The 22,139-nt window shown below is 69.7% G+C and carries 20 protein-coding genes and 2 pseudogenes; 8 read left to right on the top strand and 14 right to left on the bottom strand.

The features are described from left to right. Positions 1 to 566 precede the first annotated feature (566 nt). Entirely contained in the window at positions 567 to 1,031 is a 465-nt protein-coding gene (locus AB0D45_RS31355) for a hypothetical protein (protein ID WP_362465355.1), read from the bottom strand. A 402-nt stretch (positions 1,032 to 1,433) separates the two neighbouring features. Between AB0D45_RS31355 and AB0D45_RS31350 the strand changes: the two genes are divergently transcribed. Further along, a complete protein-coding gene (locus AB0D45_RS31350) occupies positions 1,434 to 1,994 on the top strand; it encodes a hypothetical protein (protein ID WP_362465352.1) in 561 nt (186 codons plus the stop codon). Further along, entirely contained in the window at positions 1,991 to 4,654 is a 2,664-nt protein-coding gene (locus AB0D45_RS31345; RefSeq protein ID WP_362465349.1) for a Helicase associated domain protein, read from the top strand. The genes AB0D45_RS31350 and AB0D45_RS31345 overlap by 4 nt, the downstream gene beginning before the upstream one ends. A gap of 46 nt (positions 4,655 to 4,700) precedes the next feature. Here the strand turns inward: AB0D45_RS31345 and AB0D45_RS31340 are convergent, their stop codons facing one another. Further along, positions 4,701 to 6,155, bottom strand: a complete 1,455-nt coding sequence (locus AB0D45_RS31340) for a serine/threonine-protein kinase (RefSeq protein ID WP_361610011.1) — start codon at positions 6,153 to 6,155, stop codon at positions 4,701 to 4,703. Positions 6,156 to 6,227: 72 nt separating this feature from the next. On the opposite strand from AB0D45_RS31340, the gene AB0D45_RS31335 reads away from it, so the two are divergent. Beyond that, positions 6,228 to 6,590 carry a hypothetical protein gene (locus AB0D45_RS31335; RefSeq protein WP_362465346.1) on the top strand — a complete coding sequence of 121 codons (363 nt, stop codon included), beginning with the start codon at positions 6,228 to 6,230 and terminating at the stop codon, positions 6,588 to 6,590. Positions 6,591 to 7,172: 582 nt separating this feature from the next. On the opposite strand, the gene AB0D45_RS31330 is transcribed toward AB0D45_RS31335, so the two are convergent. The 3 genes and pseudogenes from AB0D45_RS31330 to AB0D45_RS31320 form a co-directional block, all read right to left on the bottom strand. Beyond that, on the bottom strand, positions 7,173 to 7,784 hold the full coding sequence (locus AB0D45_RS31330; protein ID WP_362465343.1) for a hypothetical protein: 612 nt from the start codon (positions 7,782 to 7,784) through the stop codon (positions 7,173 to 7,175). A 248-nt stretch (positions 7,785 to 8,032) separates the two neighbouring features. Continuing rightward, a pseudogene (locus AB0D45_RS31325) lies at positions 8,033 to 8,467 on the bottom strand (HNH endonuclease family protein); the annotation flags it as partial. Between the two features lie 63 nt (positions 8,468 to 8,530). Further along, positions 8,531 to 9,496, bottom strand: a complete 966-nt coding sequence (locus AB0D45_RS31320) for a DUF3883 domain-containing protein (RefSeq protein ID WP_362465340.1) — start codon at positions 9,494 to 9,496, stop codon at positions 8,531 to 8,533. Between the two features lie 356 nt (positions 9,497 to 9,852). Here AB0D45_RS31320 and AB0D45_RS31315 point away from each other — a divergent pair, with 356 nt between their 5' ends. Continuing rightward, positions 9,853 to 11,730 (top strand): DNA/RNA helicase domain-containing protein, encoded by a 1,878-nt coding sequence (locus AB0D45_RS31315; RefSeq protein WP_362465337.1) that lies wholly within the window; start codon positions 9,853 to 9,855, stop codon positions 11,728 to 11,730. A 511-nt stretch (positions 11,731 to 12,241) separates the two neighbouring features. On the opposite strand, the gene AB0D45_RS31310 is transcribed toward AB0D45_RS31315, so the two are convergent. The 7 genes from AB0D45_RS31310 to AB0D45_RS31280 all read right to left on the bottom strand — a co-directional run bounded on the left by AB0D45_RS31310 (position 12,242) and on the right by AB0D45_RS31280 (position 17,540). Next, entirely contained in the window at positions 12,242 to 12,793 is a 552-nt protein-coding gene (locus AB0D45_RS31310; RefSeq protein WP_362465334.1) for a hypothetical protein, read from the bottom strand. Further along, entirely contained in the window at positions 12,790 to 13,335 is a 546-nt protein-coding gene (locus AB0D45_RS31305) for a sigma-70 family RNA polymerase sigma factor (protein ID WP_362465331.1), read from the bottom strand. The genes AB0D45_RS31310 and AB0D45_RS31305 overlap by 4 nt, the downstream gene beginning before the upstream one ends. Then, on the bottom strand, positions 13,332 to 13,598 hold the full coding sequence (locus tag AB0D45_RS31300) for a hypothetical protein (RefSeq protein WP_362465328.1): 267 nt from the start codon (positions 13,596 to 13,598) through the stop codon (positions 13,332 to 13,334). Before AB0D45_RS31300 ends, AB0D45_RS31305 begins: the two co-directional genes overlap by 4 nt. A gap of 911 nt (positions 13,599 to 14,509) precedes the next feature. Further along, positions 14,510 to 16,447, bottom strand: coding sequence for an IclR family transcriptional regulator C-terminal domain-containing protein (locus tag AB0D45_RS31295; RefSeq protein ID WP_362465325.1), 1,938 nt, complete (start codon positions 16,445 to 16,447; stop codon positions 14,510 to 14,512). Beyond that, on the bottom strand, positions 16,444 to 17,043 hold the full coding sequence (locus AB0D45_RS31290; RefSeq protein WP_362465322.1) for a sigma-70 family RNA polymerase sigma factor: 600 nt from the start codon (positions 17,041 to 17,043) through the stop codon (positions 16,444 to 16,446). The genes AB0D45_RS31295 and AB0D45_RS31290 overlap by 4 nt, the downstream gene beginning before the upstream one ends. Beyond that, positions 17,040 to 17,219: a hypothetical protein gene (locus tag AB0D45_RS31285; RefSeq protein ID WP_362465319.1), complete on the bottom strand. Its 180-nt coding sequence runs from the start codon at positions 17,217 to 17,219 to the stop codon at positions 17,040 to 17,042. The genes AB0D45_RS31290 and AB0D45_RS31285 overlap by 4 nt, the downstream gene beginning before the upstream one ends. Before the next feature lie 108 nt (positions 17,220 to 17,327). Continuing rightward, positions 17,328 to 17,540, bottom strand: coding sequence for a hypothetical protein (locus tag AB0D45_RS31280; RefSeq protein WP_362465316.1), 213 nt, complete (start codon positions 17,538 to 17,540; stop codon positions 17,328 to 17,330). Positions 17,541 to 17,871: 331 nt separating this feature from the next. Between AB0D45_RS31280 and AB0D45_RS31275 the strand changes: the two genes are divergently transcribed. Next, positions 17,872 to 18,378, top strand: coding sequence for a hypothetical protein (locus AB0D45_RS31275; protein ID WP_362465313.1), 507 nt, complete (start codon positions 17,872 to 17,874; stop codon positions 18,376 to 18,378). 7 nt (positions 18,379 to 18,385) lie between these two features. On the opposite strand, the gene AB0D45_RS31270 is transcribed toward AB0D45_RS31275, so the two are convergent. Beyond that, positions 18,386 to 18,886, bottom strand: a complete 501-nt coding sequence (locus AB0D45_RS31270) for a hypothetical protein (protein ID WP_362465310.1) — start codon at positions 18,884 to 18,886, stop codon at positions 18,386 to 18,388. A 400-nt stretch (positions 18,887 to 19,286) separates the two neighbouring features. On the opposite strand from AB0D45_RS31270, the gene AB0D45_RS31265 reads away from it, so the two are divergent. After that, positions 19,287 to 20,399: an AI-2E family transporter gene (locus AB0D45_RS31265; RefSeq protein ID WP_362465307.1), complete on the top strand. Its 1,113-nt coding sequence runs from the start codon at positions 19,287 to 19,289 to the stop codon at positions 20,397 to 20,399. 363 nt (positions 20,400 to 20,762) lie between these two features. On the opposite strand, the gene AB0D45_RS31260 is transcribed toward AB0D45_RS31265, so the two are convergent. After that, positions 20,763 to 21,020: a hypothetical protein gene (locus AB0D45_RS31260; protein WP_362465305.1), complete on the bottom strand. Its 258-nt coding sequence runs from the start codon at positions 21,018 to 21,020 to the stop codon at positions 20,763 to 20,765. 56 nt (positions 21,021 to 21,076) lie between these two features. Between AB0D45_RS31260 and AB0D45_RS31255 the strand changes: the two genes are divergently transcribed. Next, the gene (locus tag AB0D45_RS31255; protein ID WP_362465302.1) at positions 21,077 to 21,373 is read left to right on the top strand and encodes a hypothetical protein; all 297 of its coding nucleotides are present in this window, start codon (positions 21,077 to 21,079) and stop codon (positions 21,371 to 21,373) included. 434 nt (positions 21,374 to 21,807) lie between these two features. Continuing rightward, positions 21,808 to 22,139, top strand: a pseudogene (locus tag AB0D45_RS31250) (hypothetical protein); the annotation flags it as partial.

Below are 22,139 nucleotides of genomic sequence, written 5' to 3'. Positions count from 1 at the left end.
TCCAGCGCCTTGAGCTCCGGCAGCGAGATGGAGTTGTACGCGCTCTCGTCCCAGTTGGGGCGCAGCGAGTCGTCGGGGTTACGGGTGTGGGGGTAGATCAGGGAGGGCGCTTCGCGCCCTCAGGGTCGGCCCTTCGGGCCGGAGTCCTGCGCTCCGCTCCGGACGGTTCACGGTCTCGCTTCGCTCTACCGTGAACGGCCTGCTCCGCAGGCTTGGATGACCCCGTTTCACGGGGTCCGGGCCTTCGGCCCGTTGGGCGGGCCGCTCCGCTCGCCCGCCCGGGTCCTTCCGGCTCCGCCTCCAGGACCAGCCCGCTCCGCGGGCAGTCAGCAGCAGAGCAGGGGCTGGGGTGTGCGACTCCGGGTGGCGGGGCTCGGCTTCGCCGAGCCGGGGCCGGCTCTTCGGGCTGGGATCCTGCGCTTCGCTTCGGACAGGTTCAGCGACCTCGCTTCGCTCGGTCCTGAACGGACTGCTCCGCAGCCCGGGGTGACCCCGTTTCGCGGGGTCCGATCCTTCGGACCGTCAGGGTGGGTCCGCTCCGCTCCCCACCCTGACGCGGCTGGCGGCTAACCCTCGGTACAGACCACCGTCACCGAGATGAGATCTTGGTTGGGCTGAAGATCCGGATGCTTGATCTCGAAGGTAGTGGGGCTCATCGCTGCACACCCACCCTTCTCTGAACGCAGAAGGCTCCCCTCGTTTTGATCTGAAGGCTTCCAGCTCTTAGCTGACAGCTCATCAAAACCTTTCTTCAACGCGTCCAAAGAAGATTCCTTGTCATGCGGCTCAAACAGAGTGATTACCGTTTCTCCCTCCCTCTTCGGCTTCGGCTGAGCCAGCTTCACTCCAGCCCCCAGCATCACCTTTTTGACCTCATCGGCCGCCTCCTGCGCAGAAGACCAACCTGTAACCTGCGCGGAAGGAGAAGGTGAAGCCTTAACTCCCTCGCCATTGCCAGAACTGGATTCCGACCTGTCGGACTCCCCCGCGCAACCAGTGACGAAGGCTGCAATCACAAAAAACGTTGCCATTGACCGAAATCGCACAATTCCCCCACAGCCTCAACGACTCGCATGTATTCGGTCAGAAGTTTCGCACAACCCTTCACCCCGAAAGACCACTACCCCACACCACGCTCCGCACCCTGATGACACTCTTTCAACGGCCGAAAAGTCAGGCCCCGGCCGGGTCGGATCACCGACGCTCATCCGCGCGACACCGGCAACGTGCCTGCCATGCGGACCACGGATAGGGCCGCACGACAGTCACCTTGCCGAGGCAGGACCAACGAGAGGTCGGAGCTGGGCCGATCCGATTCACGGGATCCGTCGCTGCGGCCCGCTGAGTATGGCATCGGCTGCATCAGATGGATGATGCATGTACGATTGGCAAAAATAGACCACACGGACGCTCCCTCCGAGAGGGTCTTGGGGATGCCTGTCTACGAATACCATCCGGATGAATTGGCGCGGCTCGCTGTGGTCAGACGCGCCACCGGACTCACTTTGAGCGAGGTGGAGGAACGGCGCCGGGCTGCCCAAGATCGGGAAGACCGGGCACTTGCTGCACCCCGAGAGCCGCGGAAGCCAGCTGAGCTGGACATCGCCTCGTGTCAGAGGGTCGAATGGGCCCGGATCCAGCACATCATGACGGAGCAACAGATGACCGTCTACTCCCCGGACCAAGACCGCCGAGTCGCCCGCCGGGAAGAGCAGCGTGCGCAGCGCAAGGCTGCCGAGGCTGTACGGAGCGAACAGTTTGATGGGATGCCGGTGGAGGTGCTGCGGCACCGCGTCTACCGGATCACCGCCCGGCCGGATGCCGCTCCCTCGGGAGGAGAAGCGATCGTCCGCCACGTCTTCGCGGCCTCCGCAGGTGCGGCCGTCGAGCAATGGCGACGCATGTTCGGCCGGCCCGGCAGCATCCACCAGGACGGCGAGTACCGGATTATTTCCGTCGAGCAGGTCCTTCCCGAACCCGGAGAATTCTTTTGATCCGGCTCCGAGAACACCAGGTAGACCAGAAATCCGCGTTCCGGAAGTGGGTCGGATTCCCTGCAAGGCAGGCTGTGCCCCCGCAGGGTGCCCGAGGCACGATCGTGTCAGCGACCGGATCCGGGAAGACGATCACGGCCGCCGCGAGCGCGCTGGAGTGCTTCCCCGGCTGCCGGATCCTTGTCACCGTTCCCACCCTGGACCTGCTCGCGCAGACCGCCCAGACGTGGCGGTTGCTGGGCCACCGGGCCCCTATGGTCGCGGTGTGCTCGCTGGAGAACGACCCGGTACTGAACGAGCTGGGGGTCCGCACCACGACGAACCCGATCCAGCTCGCCCTGTGGGCCGCCTCCGGACCGGTCGTCGTGTTCGCCACGTACGCCTCCCTGGTGGACCGAGAGGACCTCGAAGCACCCGAGGGACAGCGGAAGGTTCGCGGGCCGCTGGAGGCCGCTCTGGCGGGCGGGGAGCGGCTCTACGGGCAGCAGATGGCGGGCTTCGACCTCGCGATCGTCGACGAGGCCCACGGCACCGCCGGCGACCTCGGACGCCCCTGGGCCGCCATCCACGACAACGACAGGATCCCTGCCGACTTCCGGCTGTACCTGACCGCGACGCCGCGCATCCTGGCCGCGGCCGCACCTCAACAGGGCACCGGGGGCCAGGAACCGGAGATGGCGAGCATGGCCGATGACCCGGACGGCACCTACGGGGCGTGGCTGGCCGAGCTGGGGCTGTCGGAGGCGATCGAGCGGGGGATCCTCGCCGGGTTCGAGATCGACGTCCTGGAGATCCACGACCCCTCCCCCGTCCTCGGCGAGTCCGAGGAAGCGCAGCGGGGCCGACGCCTGGCACTGCTGCAGACCGCCCTCCTGGAGCACGCCGCGGCCTACAACCTGCGTACAGTCATGACGTTCCACCAGAAGGTGGAAGAGGCGGCCGCGTTCGCGGAGAAGCTGCCGGAGACGGCGGCCGAGCTGTACGTCACGGACGCCTCCGACGCCGATCTGGCGGCCGCGGAGAAGCTGCCGAAGTCGTCGATCGAGGCGGAGTTCTACGAGCTGGAAGCCGGCCGCCACGTCCCGCCGGACCGGGTCTGGTCGGCGTGGCTGTGCGGGGACCACCTCGTCACCGAGCGCCGCGAGGTCCTGCGCCAGTTCGCCAACGGCATCGACGCCGACAACCGGCGCGTACACCGCGCGTTCCTCGCCTCCGTACGCGTCCTCGGCGAAGGCGTCGACATCACCGGCGAGCGGGGTGTAGAGGCGATCTGCTTCGCCGACACCCGCGGCTCCCAGGTCGAAATCGTCCAGAACATCGGCCGGGCCCTGCGGCTCAACAAAGACGGCTCCACCAAGATCGCCAGAATCATCGTGCCCGTGTTCCTTGAGCCGGGCGAAGACCCGACCGACATGGTCGCCAGCGCCAGCTTCCGCCCTCTTGTAGCCGTCCTCCAGGGCCTGCGTTCTCATGATGAGCGCCTGGTCGAGCAGCTCGCCTCCCGCGCCCTCACCCACGGCCAGCGCAAGACCCACCTCCGGCGCGACGAGGAGGGGCGGATCATCGAGGCCGGCGAGGAGGGCGAGCACCAGGAGGACGACACCGACGCCGCCGCAGAGTCCGCGCTGCTGCACTTCTCCAGCCCCCGCGACGCCGCCACCATCGCCGCGTTCCTGCGCACCCGCGTCTACCGGCCCGAGTCCCTGGTGTGGCTGGAGGGCTACCAGGCCCTCATCCGGTGGCGAGCCGAGAACGACATCACCGGCCTGCACGCCGTACCCTACGACACCGAGACCGAGGTAGGCGTCACCAAGGCGTTCCCCCTCGGACGGTGGGTGCACCAACAGCGCAAGGCCCTACGCACCGGGGAACTCGAGGAGCGTCGCAAGACGCTGCTGGACGCGCCGGAGGCCGGGATGGTGTGGGAACCCGGTGAGGAAGCCTGGGAGGCCAAGCTCGCCGTGCTCCGGTCCTACCGGAAGGCCACCGGGCACCTCGCGCCCCGACAGGACGCCATGTGGGGCGAAGACGACGAGATGCTGCCCATCGGCCAGTACATGGCCAACCTCCGCCGCAAGGGCGCCAAGAACGGGCTCGGGAAAGACGAGGACACCGCCGCGACCCGGGGCGCGCAGCTCGCCGCCATCGACAAGGACTGGAACTGCCCCTGGCCCCTGGACTGGCAGCGGCACTACCGCGTCCTGGCAGACCTGGTCGACGCCGACGGCCAGCTCCCCGACATCGCCCCGGGCGTGCTGATGGACGGCGACGACATCGGACGGTGGTTCCAGCAGCAGAAGCAGCCAGCCACCTGGGCCCGGCTCCTTCCCGAGCAGCAGGAGCGGCTGACCGCCCTAGGCGTGGAACCCGCCCAAGCGCCGCCTCCGGCCCCGGCCGCCGCTCGGGGAGCGAGGGGGCCGAGCAAGGCGCAGCAGGCGTTCCAGCGGGGCCTGGCAGCCCTCACGCAGTGGGTTGAGCGGGAAGGCGCCCACCGGCCGGTGCCGCGCGCCCATGGGGAGGAGATCGCGGTCGAGGGCGAGGCGGAGCCGGTAGTGGTGAAGCTGGGCGTGTGGGTCTCCAACACCAAGAGCAGGCGCGACAAGCTCACCACCGACCAGCTTGACGCCCTCGCGCAGCTGGGCGTCGACTGGGCGGGCTGATGTGGAGCCCTGTGGCGCCCGTCCCGAAAGCGGGCGCCACAGCGCATTACCTTCTCCAGGATCCTTCGGGGTTGTGTTCTGGCATCTGCATGGGGTGCCTGAGCTGCCCTGAGGCTGCCTGGGCCAGCCAGCCCGTCCAGCGGTCGATGAATTCGTCAAGGTCGCCTGTCGAGAGCGGAGTGAAGCGCCAAGCCACCTGGCGAAGGCCGATGACGGGGCGGAGTGCCGTGTTGGCGTCGCTGTCAGGCTTGAGGGCGAACGGGTCCATGGACGACATCCCTCCGCGCAGTGGCGTCTCCATGAAGGCGGTTTCGAACCACTGGTAGCGCTCGGCCGTCTGGGCGTCGGCGTACCAGAGGGAGTGGCTACGGCCCTCGTATCCGTACCGGTCCTGCGGGATCTTGAGTTGGATCACGGCGTGGGCGACGACGTCGAAGGGGCCGCTCCAGGGTGCGGTGACCGCCGTCGCTCCCGAGAAGGTGAGCTCGGCACCGGCGAGGCGTACGGTCCAGCCCTCCGCCGCGCCCCGCTCTACTTCAGCGGTGGAGACGATGCTCGTGATCGCCGTCAGGAGCTGCTCGGAGATGAGGCGCAGTGACGTCCGGGCGGCTTCGAGGAGGTCTTCGCGGCGTTCCGCTTCGGTGGCGTGTGCCGATGCCTGGCGATCGGCTTCGGAGCGTCGGGCGGCTTCGGCTCGGTTCGCTTCGGCCAGCGCGGCCAGGCCGCCGGTCAGGCTTGTGGCAGGTATGCGGCTCAGGCGTTCCAGTACGTTGCCCGCGGCCGGGCGGCCCTGGGGCGCGCGGAAGAGGCATTCGGTGATCAGTGACGCCAGGAGGGCGGGGGCGGTGGTGAGCGGCGGCGGGGTGCCGTGCAGGTGCTGGTCCTGGTAGTCGTGCTCGTGCGGGCCGTCGAAGGGCCTGGTGCCTTCCAGAAGCTCGTAGGCCATCACGCCCAGGGCGTAGATGTCGGTCGCCCCGGTGGCTCGCTGGTATTTCCACGACTCGGGCGCCATGTAGGGGAGGCTGCCGCCGCCCTTGTAGGTGTGGAGGGCGGTAGTGGCGTCGGCGTAGCGAGCGATGCCGAAGTCGGCCAAGCACCAGCGACCATCGAGGAGCAGCACGTTCTCCGGCTTGAGGTCCCGGTGGACGACCCGGCCATCAAGGTCCGTCAAGGTCTCGGCGATGTCGCACAGGATGCGTACGGCCTCGTCTAGGGCCAGGGATCCCGCCTGCTCGACGAGATGGGCTCGCAGGGATGTCTCCGCGCGCGGCATGACGAGCACCCAGTAGTTCTCGTGTTCGCCACTGTCGATGACGGGGACGACGTTGCGGGCGCCTTCCAGGTCGGTGAACAGCAGCTCGCGGTCAGCGCCCGGTTGCTTCTCGACCAGCTTGACGGCTGCAGCCTTGCCGCTAGCGGAGCGGGCTTCGAAGACCGCGCCGAAGCCACCCTCCCCTAGGCGGTCGCCAACCGTCCACTCTTCATTGAGCTTCAGCCTCATGCACGTGCCTCGCCGTCATCGACCGATCCGTTGATGCATCATGCCGGAGCAGGCCGACATTCTGGGCTGTTCATGCGCACCGGGGTGTGGCTCGCCAACCAGCGCCAGCGCCGCGACCGGCTCGACGCCGAGCAGCTGCGGCCACCCGATGATGCGCGCATCGACGCGGCCTCGGCCGCCCCGTGGATCGCTCTTCTGCGGGCCGGTGACTTCGGCCGGCTGACCCGCGTTGTCTCCGGCATGGATGACGGTGTGCTGGACCTGTTGGATTCGCTGCTCGATGGGGTGCCCGAGCCACGTCTGCGGCTGCTGGCCGAGGATGAGGCGCGGGCCCTGATGGTGCTGCTCGGGGTGCTGGAGGTGGAGGCCCTGTCGGGGGATGTCCGTCGGGCTGCCGGGGACATGAGGTTTCGAATCGGGTCCCGGCTGGCGTGAGGGCACAGGCCTTGGCCGGGCGGCAGCTGCGCCTCGGCGGCCGCCACCACGTCCGGCCACCGGTCCTGCACCAGGGGCCCGCGCCGGGTCTGGAGCAGCACCCGCCCAACCGGGCCGGCTTGTCGGGGTGAACAAGAGAGGCGCGGCGCCCGTCGAACTTCTACCCATAGGCCAGACCCGCCCGCACTACAGCCAGGCCCGGGAGCGCCTCGGCGGCCTGCGCGAGCATCGGCTCCACCGGCGGCCGCAGCACCATCGCGAAGCCCTCCTCCGCCGGTCCGCCAGAGTCCAGGGCCAGCCTGACCGCCGCGCCAGGCCACGGCGCGTCGGAGGCGCCGGACGGCGTACCACACGGCGCAGGACGCGATCTGCACGTCGGCCGGCCGCCGCCGACCTCCCTGCGCTGTACCGAGGCGGTCTGGGAGGACAGCCAGAGGCGGTGGTTGGACGTGTCCAGCGGGCCGGCGGCGAGCCCTGGCGGCGGGCCGCCTCCTGACACTTGCGAGCTTGCAGTTCACCGCCCCAACGGCTCGATGTCCTCCAGTGAGTCGGCAGCCAGTCCGTACTCGGTCGCGGTGCCGCTCAGCGCTGGTAGACGTTCCAGCGTCCCAGGCGGGCAAGTTCCCTGCGGGCTGCCGCCTCGGTGAGGCCGAGCGCGGCCGCCGCCTGCGCCGGGGTGGAATCGTGCTGCACGAGGCGGGCGGGCTCGTGACCGGCTTCTCCGGCGGTTAGCTCCAGCAGGCGGACCGCGCGCACTGCGGCGAGGGGTGAGGAGGTGCCGAGTTTGCTGATCTCGGCCTCCAGCTGGTCCAGGAGGCCGGTGAGCGACGCGGGCAGCGGAATCGCGGCCTCCTCGACGGCCACCGTGTGCTTGTCCCAGTCCCGGCAGCATGCGTCCGCCTGCTCGTCGGCGGCGTCCTCCAGGTCCTGTGCGCCGATCGTGTCCCAGTCCAGAGGGTGCTCGGGGCCATTCCATCCGCACGAACACACCGCGCGCAGTGTGGCCGCGCGCGGGATGTGCGGGAAGCGGCCGTCGTAGACGGACCAGTGGGACGTCTGGTAAACGTCCGGGCCTGACCCCGTGTCGAAGATCGCCGGTCGCGGGACCGTGCCGTCCGCCAGGAGTACCCCGACCCAGCCCTCGTGGGAGGTCCCGAACTCCACCGTCGTCCACGTTTCCCTGCCGTCGGCCATGACGTCCCCTTCCCTCGCGACGGGCCCGCCATCCGCAGCCGGCCCCGTCCGACCATGGCGCATGGAGACGGCAGAGGCAGGAGAACTCGAAACTTCCCCCTCGATGTGGGTGGCACGACCGCGCAGGCCGACTTCCTGGCTGCTGGCAGGGGTCAGAAAGGGCCGCTCAAAGTGTGGTGGTCGATCCGGTGACTGCGCCGAGCCCTGTCACCGGGACTTGGCGCTGCCACCCTCTACGGTGCTCGGCACTACGGGGCGGGGGTGAACTCCACGTCCGTGCCGCCACAGCCGGCCGCAATGTCCAGCAGCCGGTGCTGCTCCGCCTCGTCCACCGCCAAGCCCCAGCGCAGCTTCGTCGCGGTCCACTCCGCGGCGTACCGGCACAGCGCATCCGGCGACGGCGGCAGCCACTGGGCCGGATCCTGGTCCGCCTTGATGCGGTTCGACCGGGCCGTCACCGCCACCAGGCTCGACGGCTGGCCCTGATCGTTCGCGTACGCCTCCCGGCGCGCCGCCGTCCACGCCGACGCCCCGCTGTCCCACGCCTCCGCCAGCGGCACCATGTGGTCAATGTCCAGCGCCCCGGCCGGCGTCACCTCCCGCTCGTCGTAGTACGACCACCACACCCCGCCCGTCAGCGTGCAGCCCGGCCCGATCTCCGGATAGACGACCGCCTCGGCCAGCGGACTAAGCGTCGGTTTCGTGACAGCGCCCAAGAGGCTCGCTCGCTTCCTGCGGCCGGCTCCTCATCCCGTGCTTTCGGGGAGCCGGTACTCGTACTTGCGGGGCCTCAGGTCCTCCTCGGCGGGTTCCCAGTCGGGGTAATGCGAGACGGTGCCGCCGCTGGCCGTGTAGGGGTCGGTGAGGGTGTCGACCTTGATGTCGCTGACGACGTACAGGTCGACGTTGTTGTCCTTGTCCCGGGCATGGAGGACCTCGTTGATGGTGAGTTCCACGCTGGTCGCGGCTCCTGTGGTGCCCTTGACCTCGACGTGGCGTTCCTCGGTGCCGCGGGTGCAGTGCAGGTCGTAGGGCTTGCCGAGCTTCTCGACGCTCCAGCCCTGGCTCTCGTAGTGGGCGATGGCCCGGTTCTCGGCGTGCTCCTCGATGGCCTTGCGCTTCTTCGGGTCGGAGATGTAGCCGGCGCCTCGGCGGCGGCGCTGGGGCTTCTTCTTGCCCTCGACCTGGTCGGCGGTGAAGCCGGGTGACTGGTCTAGGGGGATGTCTTCGGGTTGGTCGGCGTCGAAGGGGATGCCGGCGAGGTTGAGGAGGGGCTGGGCGGGCATCTGGACGAGCTTGCCCATGCCGCGGTCGGTGCCGGAGCGGCGGATGGCGTCGCTGCCGGCTTCGGTGAGCGGGCCCTGGGGGCCCAGGGGGATGTTGTCGAGCTTGGCGAGGGGCTCGATTCCGAAGCGCTGGGGGTATTTCAGGCGGCGTTCGGCTTCCTCGTCCGGCCAGTGCCAGGCCTCACCCTTGTAGAAGCCGCCGCGGACCTGGAAGAGGTAGAGGGTTGCGGTGTCCTGGAGCCAGTCGGTGAGCTGGACCCGGGGGGAGGCTCCGGTGGCCAAGAGGGCGAACTGCGGCTGGGCGCCCTTGTACTCGGGCTTTTCCTCCGGGAAGCCCCAGGAGAGGGTCTCGATGCCGTGGACGAGGTTGCGCTGGGACTCGGTGCTCTGGCCTACGTGGACCATGACGAACGTCGACGTCTTCATGCAGGGCATCATAAGCAATACGCTATCGACGGGTCGATAGTGTTTTAGTTCTGCTAGCCTCGTGATCGGTTGGTGCCCCGCCCGCTCAACTCGGAGTGTGTGGGCGCCCGCTGACATGAGGGTGACGCCGACGGGTAGTGGGGCCGGTTGTGTCACGCCCGCCGGGGCCGGAGAAAGCCTGGGCAGGCGCCGGCAGGAGGAATCCAAGGGGGATCAACATGAGCACGGCGAACGCGACGGATCCGAACGGCAGGACCACTCTGCCCTCTGACATACCGTCCCCTGCGCAAGAGCCGGACACTCAGGGCCATGTCGCGTGCGCAGCAGCCGGATCAGTCGGCGAGATCGCCGCGCTGGTGGATGACCCGGCGTTCATCGCCCGGTGCGCCGCCCGCTACCGGGCGTCCGGATTCGGGATACCGGACGAGAGCGAACTGCGGAGCTGGCGTGCGAGCTGGCCCGCCCTGTTCACCGCCCTGGTCCGGGCCGGCCTTGCGGACCTGAGGGTGTATCTGGAGTACGGAACTCCCGGCGGCAGCAGGCGTCTGGACGCCCTCCTGCTCGGGGCCCTGCCGGACGGAGCGCTGGTCCTGGTGGTGGTCGAGCTGAAGCAGTGGCAGACTTGCCGGATCCTGGACGGCGGTCGGGTCATGCGCAGCGACGGGCTGGTGACCTCCCATCCGGTGCATCAGGTCGCCGCCTACCGCAGTTTCTTCCAGCACTGGCGTCCGGAGGACGCGCCCCGGCTGGACCTGCGTGCCGCGGTGGTCCTGCACAACGCCACCGCCGAGCAGGGCGCCGCCCTCAGTGCGGCCGCCCCCGGCTTTGCCGATATCCCCGTCCTGAGCGCCGGCGACCTTGCAGCACCGCGGGATGCGCTGGCGGGAATGCTGCGCTGCGAGGGCGTGCTGCCTGCTGGGGCGGGGCAGGTCGCCGCGTTCGAGGAGATCCGCTGGTCGCCGTCGGCCGGTCTCCTAGACCATGTCGGGAGCGTGCTGGCGGGACAGCCCGCCTTCGCCCTGGTCGGTGACCAGCAGGACGCCTTCGTCCGTATCAGGAACAAGGCCGCCTCCACGCTGCCCCTCTCCGACCTGCCCGATGGCACGCCGGACGGCGGTCAGGCCGGGCGCGGGGCGATCATCACGGTCCGGGGCGGTCCCGGCAGCGGAAAATCCGCGCTCGCCGTACGCCTGCTCAGCCACTTCATGCACACCCACCGCTACTCCTCCCCCGCCTTCGTCACCCCATCGGGCACCCTGCGCGCCCATCTCCTTGACGCCACCCGCGACCACCCGGGAGCCAGAGAACTCTTCCCCGGCGCCTCCAGCTTGCGCAGCACCGCCCAGCGCTCCCGGGCGATCGTCATCGACGAGGCGCAGCGCATGAAGCGCACCGGCGGCCGCATGGCGCCCGAACTCGCCGCGGCCTTGACACAGGGCGCCCTAGTGGTGGTGTTCCTGGACGAGCGTCAGGTCATCCGGCCCCACGAGGGCGTCACCGTCGAGGAGATCGCCGCGCTCTCGGTGGCGGCGGGGCGCACCCACCACGCTCTCGAACTCACCGGGTCCTTCCGCTGCCAGGGCTCAAAGGCCTACACCGACTGGGTCGAAGCCCTCCTCTACGGCAACCCGGTCCCCTGGACCGGGCATGCCGGCTACGACCTCGGCCTGTGCCCGGACCCCCATACGCTCCAGGAAGGCGTCGAACGGGCCACCGCCGCCGGCATGAGCGCCCGCATCACTGCCGGGTTCTGCTGGCCGTGGACCTCCGCGAAGCGCAACGCCCGCACCCTGCCCCTGGACATCCGCATCACCACGACGTCACCCACGGGAACGTCCCGCGTCTGGCAGGCCGCCTGGAACGCCTCCACCGAACTTACTACCCCCGACGGCGACACCCTGGCACCGAACAGCACCCTGTGGGCCAGCCACACCGGCGGCCACCAGCAAGTCGGCTGCGTCTACACCGCCCAAGGACTCGAGTACCAGCACTCCGCTGTCGTCATCGGCCCCGACCTCACCTGGCGAGACAACCAGTGGACCGCCCACCCCGACGAAAGCCAAGACGGCACCCTCAAAACCCTCACACCCCAGGAATACCTCCCCCTCGCACTCAACATCTACCGCGTCCTGCTCACCCGCGGCACCCACACCACCCGTATCCACTCCACCGACCCCGAAACCCACCACCACCTCACCACCCTCATCCACTACAGCCGCCCAGCCACACACTGAGGGCGGCGACCTCGATCCGCGGACGGCCGACAGCCCGGCGAACTGCCTCTGCCCGGCGGCGAGCGCGGCCCGTCGCAGGGAAAGGACAAGGCGAGAGCAGCGGCTGCTGCCGCAGCCCGTTCGCGGCCGCCTGCCTCGCTTCCCTCCCTGGCGCCTCTCAAGCGGGCCGTCCCAGCACTTCAACAGGGGCCGGGCCGAAGTGCTCCTGCCCCTGTTGAGAGACATTTCTTCGCGCTTCGTGTCGATCGTCCAGCCCCGGCCGCGGCGCGCCCAGGGCGGCCTGGTGGCCGCCCGCGGCGCGCCCAGGGCGGCCTGGTGGCCGCCCTCAGACTTTGGCTATGCCTCCGACATCCGGTGAGCCATGGGGACAGCGAACGGCGGCTACCCCGCATCCCTTGGGGTAGCCGCCGTGAGCAGCTGATGTTCGTAGAGTCCCCGTTATCGGGACCCGGTCACTTTCAGATCAACCTGAGAGCTCCGCCTTTCAGACACGACAAAATGACACAATGAATCAAAGCCGCCTTCCCCCGTCGACGACTTGATCCGGACTTTCCAAGTACTCCTCGATCTCTTCCATCAGGAGATCAATTTCCGTCCCTTGAAGCGCTCCACGATAGCGCTCAAGGCGGCGGCGAAAACGAACGCTATCCGCTAGAAGTCGACGCCTTGGAAGAAACTCGACCTCCGACCCGCCCGCTTCCTCTTTGAGGATCTCCAGGTAGTCCATAGCATCCTCATCCCCCGCTAGCGCCGCTCTCTTCCACCAGTGATTCGCAAGTGATTGATTACCGAGAAGCTCAAACAGCTCGGCACCCCTTCGAAGCTCTTCAGCGTAGTGGCCTGAAGAACTTTCGATACTCTTGAGAATCTCCAGCAGTTCAGTGACAGCTTTACGCTCCAGAGGAGACGTAACCCCAGCCCCGGCCGGGGGCCGGCCCGAAGGCCGGCCCCCCTGCCCAGGGGCCGGGACTGCGCCCAGGCCCCTGTCATCCGCCTGCTTAAAGAGTTCCAGCAGGACCAGACGGACGAGTTCATCCCTCTGTTCTCGATCAATCAGGTTCATGCTGACACCTCCTCGGATGGCGTGATCATTCTTTTCTGAAGGGTGTTGATGGCCGCCCTGTAGTAGCGGTTAACACTGTCTACACTGAGGACCAGTTTTTCTGCAACGGATTCCGGGTCGATGTTCATCAGTACGCAGTGAACAATTACTTCCCGCTGCCTCTTGGGTAGTTCTGAAACCATCCGAAGGATTTCGTCCCTTGCGCTGTCGGCAATCGACAGCGCAGAGGGTTCGGAAGGTGAGCTCAGGTGCGGGATTTCCTCGTTCGGAACGAAGACCACATTGGGCTTCTTGCGGCGGTATTCGCTCACAATGGTGTTTTTGATGATCTTGCGACCGTAGGCCGGCAGGTTGTTAGGGATAGAAAAGTCGGGCTGGGAAAGTTTCTGGAAGATGCGCTCCATCGCGATCTGTACGAGGTCTTCGGAGCGGTGCTCGTCATTCTCCGTTTCGTAACGTGCCGCGCTCAGGAGACGGGGCCTCAGGTCGGTAAGCAGCGCTTCGACGTCGAGCGGAGCGGTCTGCGGGGGGTTGTCACTCAAGCCACCCTCCGCTCCGACGGCTCCAGGGGCACGACCCCGTCGGCGCCGGGCGTCGGCGGGGGCTTGAGAAGCAGCCAGTCGAGCTGTCCCTGCTCGTACTGGACCGCGAGGCCGCCATGGGGCAGGGCTTCGGCGACGGCGATCAGCGATGCCCTCTGCTCGCGTTCCGCGAGGCGTTCCTGGTGCGCCGCGACGCACAGGTCGACCGCGCCGAGCAGCTTGCGCACGGCGTACAGCAGCAGGAACAGGAGGGAAGATCCCAACCCGAAGCCTGCGATGTCGGGCCAGTTCACGTGTACTTGGCTCCCTTCTACGAACGAGATCAGCTGCGAGGCCCTTGCGGCCCTCACTCCCTAGACGCAGAAGGGGGTCAAAATCCGGATGCCCTGGCGAAACTTTTTTTAAATTGCAGGTCAGATGGGGTGGAAAGGTTTCGGAACGTCATAGACGTCCGCCATGACCCCCGTTCGAGAACGGCTGCCGACTCCGCAGGCTGTCGTGCGCAGGCACCTCTGGCAAGCACCCCCGGTGGCCCGCCGGGCCCTCGCGCCAGCCTGCCACCGGCTACCCCAAGCGCTCCGCAAGGTGCCTTACGGACCAACGCGATCACCCAGCCCCGCGCGGCTCGCCGCGCCACCAGCCGCCACCTGGCCGTGCTCGCTCGCCCTGCCGCGGTGCGCTCGGCGCCTCGCGCGGTGGCCAGCCGGAACTGACCCAGCCGCGGCGCGTTTCGAAGCGGGGCGCATCCTCGAGCGTCACGTCCGGCGCAGCCGCTTGAAGCGCGGCGGGTGGCGGTAAGACCCCCGCCGCAGTCCACGGCCCGGTCGGCACTGATCTTCGCCAGCGCCTCCGGGCGGACCAGCGCTTGGACGGGCTTGGACGAATGGGGCCGGGGGGCCGGGTTCTGCGGGCGTTGCACGGGGCCTATATAGCGCGACCGGGGCCGGCCCTGTCCCTTTTCCTCCCGGCGCCCACGCCCGGGGTCCGCCAGGCGACTGGCGGAGCTCCCCGACATCCCATCCCGACGTCGGCGGCGCTGCGGACGCTCAGGCGCCGGAGCCAACGCAGCGGCTCTGCAGAAGGTGGCCAGCATCGACAGCGGGCCCAAGGCCGTCGGACGACGACCTTGGGCCCGCGAGGCACTCGCGTGGCCGGGCACGCGGAAGGGGGGCGGTCATGTGCGGTACACGGTGAGCTCCCCGAGGGTGTGGGCGGTCGGGTGTTCCCATCCGGAGGGTGTGGGCTGGGGGGGCTGGCTGGTCTGGGGGCGGACGGTGAGGGTCTGGGGCAGGGTGAGGGCTCTGTTGTGTGCGAGGCCGGGGGCCGCGTCGAAGTAGTAGACGTTGGTTGATCCTTCGTCGGTGACCAGGTGCGGGCCCGACCAGGCCATGGCTGTGTCGCGGATGGCGGTGGCGCTGATCAGGGGTTTGGTGAACATGCGGCGCAGTCGGACCATGGCGCCGGGGCTCAGGACGCCGTCGTCCGTGGTGCGGGTCAGGGGGGAGGGCTCGCTCTCCTCCACAGGTCCTTCGGCGGGAAGCTCCCCGGCGAGGAGGAGGACGAGCATGATGGGGACGGCCTTGCGGCGCAGCTGCTGGGTGGCGTCGCCGAGGCGGTGGATGTGGTCGGCGGGCAGGGACAGGGCCAGGGAGCCGGCTTCGGCCCCGATTCCGACGGGCACGGCGGAGCAGCACCATTCGGCGCCGTATTCGAAGGCGTCGTAGACGGGTGCGCCGGGCCGCAGGCGGCTGAGGCGCTCCAGGAGGGCCCAGGGGCTGGTGATGGTGTGTTCGGTGAAGGCCTCGGTCTTGTAGCGGGCGATGTGGTCGGCGTAGTCGGCGGGGGCGAGCTGGCCCAGGAGGGACTTTCCGACGGCGGTGGCGTGGCCGGCGTAGCGGAAGGGGATGTCCTCGCGCACGGGTGGGGTCGCGTCCGCGGTGGAGGCCTGGGCGATGGTGATGTCTCCGCCGGCGTAGCGGCCTAGGTAGACGGCGGCTCCGAGTTCCTGGCGGATGATGGCCAGGGTGCGCTGGAGCTGGGCGGCGATGCCGGTGCCGCCGGGTAGGGCGAGGCGGTCCAGGGCGAGGCCGGGGGCGAAGACGGTTTCGGTGATCGGTTCGGCGAACTCCTCCTCGCACAGCATGTCCAGCAGGGGTGTGAGGGTGGTCTCGGGCAGGGCGGTGTCCTGACTGATCTGGCGGATCTCCACGCCGAGGCGGTGGTCTTGGAGGATCCGGACGACGGCCAGAGCGCGGCGGGCTTCCTCCAGGGCCTGGCTCATGACCGGTGCGGCCGCCGACGGTGACGCGGTGCCGACAGAGGAGAGCGCGCCAGCGGGTGCGGTGTGCAGGGTGCGGGAGGTGTGCTGGCGGCGGGGTGTGCCGGCGGGTGCCTTGTTCTTGTTCCTTCGCCCGCGGTGCAGCATCCAGCCGCCGGGCCTGAGGGGGTAATCCCAGGGGGCCGGGGGCGGGGCGAGCGCCATCGCTTCTTTGGCCACCCGGGGGGTGGGCACCGGGATCTCCCCGAGGTCGGGGTGGCCGGCGGCGCCGGTGCTGCGGGCCAGGCGCAGGTAGGCGGCGCCGTGGACAGGTCCGGCGGATCCGCAGCCCCACCAGGGTTCCGGGGCGAAGGGTGTGCGGCCGGCGGCCTGGTCGGCCCAGCGGCGGGCGTCGTCGTAGTCGCCGTTGCGGGTGTGGTCGAGGTAGAGGCAGTAGGCGGCGGTCCGGTTGTCGCAGCCGGCCGCGTACTGCCACCAGAAGCGGGCGCCGTGCTCGTCGCCGGTCAGGTGCAGCACGCAGGCGAAGACCAGGGCCCCGGTGGCGAGGGTGACGTCGGAGGCGAACACCGCGAGGCGGGAGGCGGACTTCACGGCGTGCACCGCCGAGACGCTCAGCGCCTCCAGCGCCGCCTCGGCGCGCTCCGGGAGCACGGGCTCGACGGCGGTGGGGTCGGGCCAGAAGGGTACGGAGGCGTCCTCGTCCTGCCCGTGGGCGGGACGGTCCAGCAGCCGTGCCCGGGCCGCTTCCCGGTCCGCGCGGGTGCGCCTGGCCGGCCTCTGTGGGCCGGCGCGCAGCAGGTCGTCGAGGGAGTCGGCTTCGGTCCTTTCACTCACGATGTCCTCCCATCCGAGTGCTCTGTCTCAGAGGCGAGCAGCCGCCTGAGTTTCTGTTTGGCCTGGCTGCGGGTGGTGCGGACCGTCTGGGGATCGACGCCCATGATCAGCCCGGTCTCCTGGTCGGTGTATTCGAGGCGGGTCGTCATGGTGAGGATGTCGCGCTGGCGTTCGGTGAGGTGGCGCATCGCCTGGTGGAGCGCGATCCGCTGGGTCAGCTGGTGATAGGGGTCTTCGCCGGCCTCGTCGGCGGAGGCGTCGAAGACGGTGAGGTCCATGGGCTCGGGACGCTTCTTGCGCCTGACGTCCTCGATCCGGAACTTCAGGATCCGCCAGGCGAAGCCCGGCGCGTTGGCCATCTCCTGCATGCGCTCCCACTCGGTGCCGATCGCCGCGAACGCGGCGTCCACTGCCTCGTCGGCGTCCGCGTGGGAAAAGCCCAGCGACTCCCACGCGAAGTCCCAGTACTGCCCGTAGGAGGCGTCGTGGAAGCTCCAGTAGGACGCCTTCAGGGCCGGCGGCAGCTGGTCTATGGAGCGGGGGCGCTCGGGAAGACCCACCGCGCCGCCCAGCTCGTCCGAACCCCCTTCGCTCACCTGTCCACCTCGTGACGCAGATCGTCCGGGCTCCCCGCCCGGGGCACCGTGGTGGTGATGTCCGAGATCCCCATCCGCACGCCGGCACTCACCAGCCGGCGGCCGACGCACAGGATGTCGGGGCCGAACACCCGGGCCGCCAGCAAGATCTCCGCCAACGACAGGCTGTGCTGCATGTTCCCTCCCACAACCGATTCGGTCCGCCGACGCCCCACCCACGCGGCGGTGGAGGCAAGCACCTCCACCGGTAAAGCGTCAGCAGAGACCGAAGTGTGCAGAGGGAACTACAAGAACGCGCCCCGCAGACCGGCAGGCCACGCGAGCGTCACCCGCAGGCCGCCCGACCCCGACCGGAACCGGTCGACCACCCGCACCTCCCCCACCACCGCCAACGGCTCCGCACCGGGCACGGTCAGCCGAAGCACCGATGCCCCCGCCTCCCCGGCCGCCAGCTCGACCAGCACGTCGGCGTCGTCGTCGGTGGACCATCCGGACAAGCAGTCCTCGCCCTCGGCATCCTCGGCCAGGGCCGATCACCCTGCTCGGCGTAGGAGGCGTAGGAGAGGGAGAAGAGGCGCCGCTCCGCCGGTGAGACCGATCCTTCCTGCAGAACCCGCTCACGGGACTGGCAGACGCCGCGCGGCCCGCTCCGGACAGAGAGCGGGTCAGGTCACGTGCGTCAGACGCCCTGGCCGGCTCGCGCACGCACAGCGGGTGCCTGGTTGCCAGAGCGCATCCCGGTTGACGATGCGGGTGGCCGAGCTGACCGGCAGCAGATACCTCCCCGCTCCACTCGCCTTGTCGTGGGCCGCCCGTAGGGTTTATCGGGTGAGTGACATGTATGAGTTGATGATCGCCCTGGATCTGCAGGACGAGATCTCCGAGAAGGAGCTCGCCGAAGTGAGCTGGCACCTGGGGCTCGGGCCGCAACCGGCGTGCCTGTCCATCGTCACCGAGTTCCCCAGAGCAGTGATGGACGACTCGGGGATCCCCGTCGTCGAAGATGACCCCCACCCACTGCTGGCCGGGCGCGGCGCGGCATGGCGGGTGGGTGGCGTGCTCTCCTCGGCGCTGGCCCCTCACGCGGACCTGCCCGGGAAGGGCTGGTCGCTGACGTCCCGCCAGGAGATCCACCCAGACGAGTTCGAGAAGATCGGCGAGCTGCTGTGCTGGCTAGCCACAAGACTCACACAACGCACCCGTGCGGGGATGGCGCAGTCGGGATCGGATCCATCAGGTTCTATGAAGCCGAGGCTCCGGATGTACTGCAAGTCAAGAGCGGGCAGGTCAACTGGCCGACCTGAAGAGTGTCACCAGGGCGAGCCGCCGAAATGAGCGCCCCTCAACGGGGCGGGGATGCAGACGGGTGCGGGAGCCCGGATGAAGCGCGCGGGCCCCAGTCAGGGCTCACTCGGCCCGGCCCGGAAGGCCGGATGTCAGCGGATGCGGCGGGCGTCGTCCTCCTTCTGCTCATAAGCCACACCCGCCCGCAGCACGGCCGGGCCCGGGAGCGCCTCGGCGGCCTGCGCGAGCATCGGCTCCATTCGACACCGGCCTGCTGGAGACCGACGAGCTGGCGGGCCAACTGCGGCCAGTCCGCCCCGGCCATCAGCTCGGCGAGGATGTCGTCGCCGAGGACGCCGCGCAGCTGGTCGGTCGACCAGCCCGGCGCCACCTTGGCCGCGTCCTCGCCGAGTTCCTCCTCCCGGCCGGTGATCCGTTTTTGGGTGGCGCGGCGGACCGCGTCGGTGATGGCCAGCACCAGCCGGTAGGCCATCGCGGCCGTCTGCGCGGCCTCCCCGAGGGCTTCGGCGAACGGCTCGGGCTGAGGCGGGTAGGTCATCGGCAGGGCTCCCTCGGGTGGGGGTCAACGCGTACGGGACGGGCGCGGCCGGCCGGGATCCGGACGGGGCCGGACCGGTACACCGGTAACGGGCGCAGCCCCGGGCAGGCCACGGCCCGGCGTGCGCACCACCCGACCGGTGCGCGGCTTGGTGGTCGGGGGCGGGGCGCCGGTCAGGCCGGCTGCCTCCCGCCGCAGCACCGCCGCCTCGGAGGCGGCTTTCGCCTGCGCCCGGTACTGCTGCGCGCGGTGCCAGGAGGCTGACTGGGGTCTGAACTGGACCCCGGGCCGTAAGTAGCGGCCGTGCGGGCGGCAGGCTTCGGGGGCTGCCGGCCGCCACGATGCTGACGTCATCGAGCTGGCAGCGAAGGAGCGGAACGCAATATGCTTGGCTGACCGCATGTCTGACACGCTGAGTTCCAGAAAAACCGCGTCCGCGCTGCGGGCGTCCGCCCGGGTATCCGCCGAGTTGCTGCTGGTCCTCGTGGCGGCCGCGGTGGCCCTGTGGCTCCTGGGCCGGATGTGGTCGGTGATCTGGCCGCTGATAGTGGCTCTGTTCCTCACCACGCTGACGTGGCCCGTGGCCGCCTTCCTCCGGCGGCGCGGATGGCGCCCCGCCCTGGCCGCCTCATTGGTGACTGTACTGTTCCTCATCGCCGCCGCAGGCATCGTGGCGCTGATCGCTGTGCCCGTGGCCTCACAGTCCGGCGAGCTGGGCGACGGCGTGGTCAAGGGCATCCAGCAGCTGCGAGAGTGGGCCGCCGGGCCGCCGCTGAACATCGGCGACGCCCAGATCACCGGGGCGTTCGATGCCGCCGTCGACCGCGTCCAGAACAGCGTCGGCAGCGCGGTCTCCACCGTCGTTACCGGTGTGAGCACTGTCTTCAGCGGCCTGGTCACCGCCGTCCTGGCGCTCTTCCTGATGTTCTTCTTCCTCAAGGACGGCCCGCGGTTCCTGCCGTGGCTCACCCGCCAACTCCCCGGCCGGCTCGCCACCGACATCCCTGTGGTCGCCGCACGCGGCTGGGAGACGCTCGGTTCGTTCGTGCGTTCCCAGGCATTCGTGGGCCTGCTCGACGCCGTCTTCATCGGCCTGGGCCTGTGGATCGTCGGCGTCCCTCTGGTGCTGCCGCTGGCGGTGCTGACCTTCGTCTCCGCGTTCGTGCCGATCGTGGGCGCCTTGTTCGCCGGCCTCGTCGCAGTGCTTATCGCGCTGGTCTCGAACGGCCTGACGGACGCGCTGATCGTACTGGCGATCATCATCGTGGTGCAGCAGCTGGAGGGCAATGTGTTCCAGCCGATGATCCAAAGTCGCAGTCTCGGCCTCCACGCGGCGGTCGTCCTGCTGGCGGTGACGCTGGGCGGCAGCCTGGCTGGAGTGGTCGGCAGCCTGCTGGCGGTACCGGCGGCGGCGCTGATCGCGGTCGTCTGGAACTACCTGCGCGAGCAGCTCGTCGAACCCCCGTCCGATACCGGGACCGACGGGGCGACCACCGGCGCCGCCCCGTCGTAGCGCCCCGAAAGCCGTCGCGCATCCGTGATGTGTGAGGGCTCAGGGCGACCGGCCCCTTCGGGCCCTGGTCCGAGGCGGGAGTACGACAAGCGCGTCCTCTCAGCTTCCGTCGGGGCCTGCTGTCCGGGGGCCGCGGCGGCCGGGGTGGAGGTGGAGCGGGAGCGGGCCGCCATCGGGGAGACGCGGGCGCGGCCGGCGCGGCCGGGGTGGAGGGCGGTGTCGTCAGGGAGTGCAGGGTCGCGTCCACGAGACGCCCGACCGTGGTGGAGGACGAGCCGTCCTTCCAGAAGGTGTCGGCCTGGAGACGGGCCAGGTGCGCCTTGAGGAGACCGGTGCCGCCCTGGTCGCTCCCTCGGGTGGGGGTCAGCGCGTACGAAACGGGCGCGGCCGGCCGGGATCCGGACGGGGCCGGACCGGTACACCGGTAACGGGCGCAGCCCCGGGCAGGCCACGGCCCGGCGTGCGCACCACCCGACCGGTACGCGGCTTGATGGTCGGCGGCACGGCGCCGGTCAGGCCGGCTGCCTCCCGCAGCAGCACCGCCGCCTCGGCAGCGGCTTTCGCCTGCGCCCGGTACTCCTGCGCGCGGTGCCAGGAGGCTGCGGCCTCCACCACCTCCACGAGCGCGACCAGCAGCGTGAGAACGACCGCGGCACCACCCCCGAGTGCCGCGCGCGGTGCCCGCTCCAAAGCCCGGGCCGAGGCGCGCCATCCGGCACGGGCGCGCCCTCCAGAGAGCGGGCGCCCGGGGCGCGGGCGGCCTGCTCGAACACGTCGGCCGCGGCCTGGACGCGGTCGCGGACCAGGGCCGGGGCTTGCGCGGCCGCGACGGCCAGGAGGTCACCGAGGGCTGCGACATCCCCGGCGCCTTCTGCCTGCCCGGCACGGCCCAACAGGGCGGACGCTTCACGGATCCAGTGCTCGGCCAGCGCCCAGTCCGCCGGAGTGACGAGCGGGGTGACGCGACCCATTGATAACCACTCCCGGATAACGCCCGCCGGGCCCGCCAAATACGCCGGGCCCTGAAGGCGGCCACGGGTTCGACGACGATCGACCTCCTGGACTACAACCAGCGCCGCCGGGCCGCGACGCTGTCACCGGAGCGGATCGAGCAGCTGTCCAAGACCGGAATGCGGTCTGCGTGATGGGCGTGCTCGTCACTGCGGTGGCCGCGCTCGCCGAGGGGTGCGCAAGGTAGGAGCCGACGCAGACGGATACGGGTCGTACGGAATCTCCGTACGACCCGTCGCCGTACTAAGGGCCTGTGTGATGTTGTGATCAGTCGGCGATCTTCAGTAGTCATCGAGCCGACCCGGCGGGGCTCGCTCGGCTGGTCACCCTTTAGCCTGTGGCCTGCTGCCGGAGCACGCCGCCCCGGTGTGAGGCCATGCGGGTGCGGGGGACGAACGTGAGCAGGATCAGGGGCGGAGCCCTGTGGGCGGCTGCCGTAGGGGGCGCGGCGCTCGCGGGCGCCCTCGTCGTCGGCGGGGTCGTCCTGGCTGCGGCCGAGGAAGACAGCGAGGACGGCTGGGTCCGGGAGCCCGCGGGCACCAAGGGCCCGGCCCGCGCCGGGGCAGACCCCTCACGCAACACGGTCGCAGCCGAACTCGCCGCTGCCGCCACCGCCGCCGGGCTCGCCCCGGGTGCTGCGTCCAGCGCCGAGGAAGGGGAGCTCGCAGATTGCATCGCGGGCTGGACGGGCGACGGCCCAGCAGACGACGGCCGGCTGGCGGCCCTCGA

It is taken from the genome of Streptomyces sp. NPDC048352 (genome assembly GCF_040651895.1).
Taxonomy (GTDB): Bacteria; Actinomycetota; Actinomycetes; order Streptomycetales; family Streptomycetaceae; genus Streptomyces.
Note: the sequence above shows the minus strand (reverse complement) of the source record. Positions and strands in the feature narration are given on the sequence as shown.

Bases quoted from the DNA above. Each gene is read 5' to 3' on its own strand.
- AB0D45_RS31270 (WP_362465310.1), bottom strand. From the start codon at position 18,886: ATGACCTACCCGCCTCAGCCCGAGCCGTTCGCCGAAGCCCTCGGGGAG.
- AB0D45_RS31310 (WP_362465334.1), bottom strand. From the start codon at position 12,793: ATGAACCTGATTGATCGAGAACAGAGGGATGAACTCGTCCGTCTGGTC.
- AB0D45_RS31265 (WP_362465307.1), top strand. From the start codon at position 19,287: ATGTCTGACACGCTGAGTTCCAGAAAAACCGCGTCCGCGCTGCGGGCG.
- AB0D45_RS31320 (WP_362465340.1), bottom strand. From the start codon at position 9,496: ATGAAGACGTCGACGTTCGTCATGGTCCACGTAGGCCAGAGCACCGAG.
- AB0D45_RS31330 (WP_362465343.1), bottom strand. From the start codon at position 7,784: ATGGCCGACGGCAGGGAAACGTGGACGACGGTGGAGTTCGGGACCTCC.
- AB0D45_RS31355 (WP_362465355.1), bottom strand. From the start codon at position 1,031: ATGGCAACGTTTTTTGTGATTGCAGCCTTCGTCACTGGTTGCGCGGGG.
- AB0D45_RS31285 (WP_362465319.1), bottom strand. From the start codon at position 17,219: ATGCAGCACAGCCTGTCGTTGGCGGAGATCTTGCTGGCGGCCCGGGTG.
- AB0D45_RS31350 (WP_362465352.1), top strand. From the start codon at position 1,434: ATGCCTGTCTACGAATACCATCCGGATGAATTGGCGCGGCTCGCTGTG.
- AB0D45_RS31335 (WP_362465346.1), top strand. From the start codon at position 6,228: ATGCGCACCGGGGTGTGGCTCGCCAACCAGCGCCAGCGCCGCGACCGG.
- AB0D45_RS31340 (WP_361610011.1), bottom strand. From the start codon at position 6,155: ATGAGGCTGAAGCTCAATGAAGAGTGGACGGTTGGCGACCGCCTAGGG.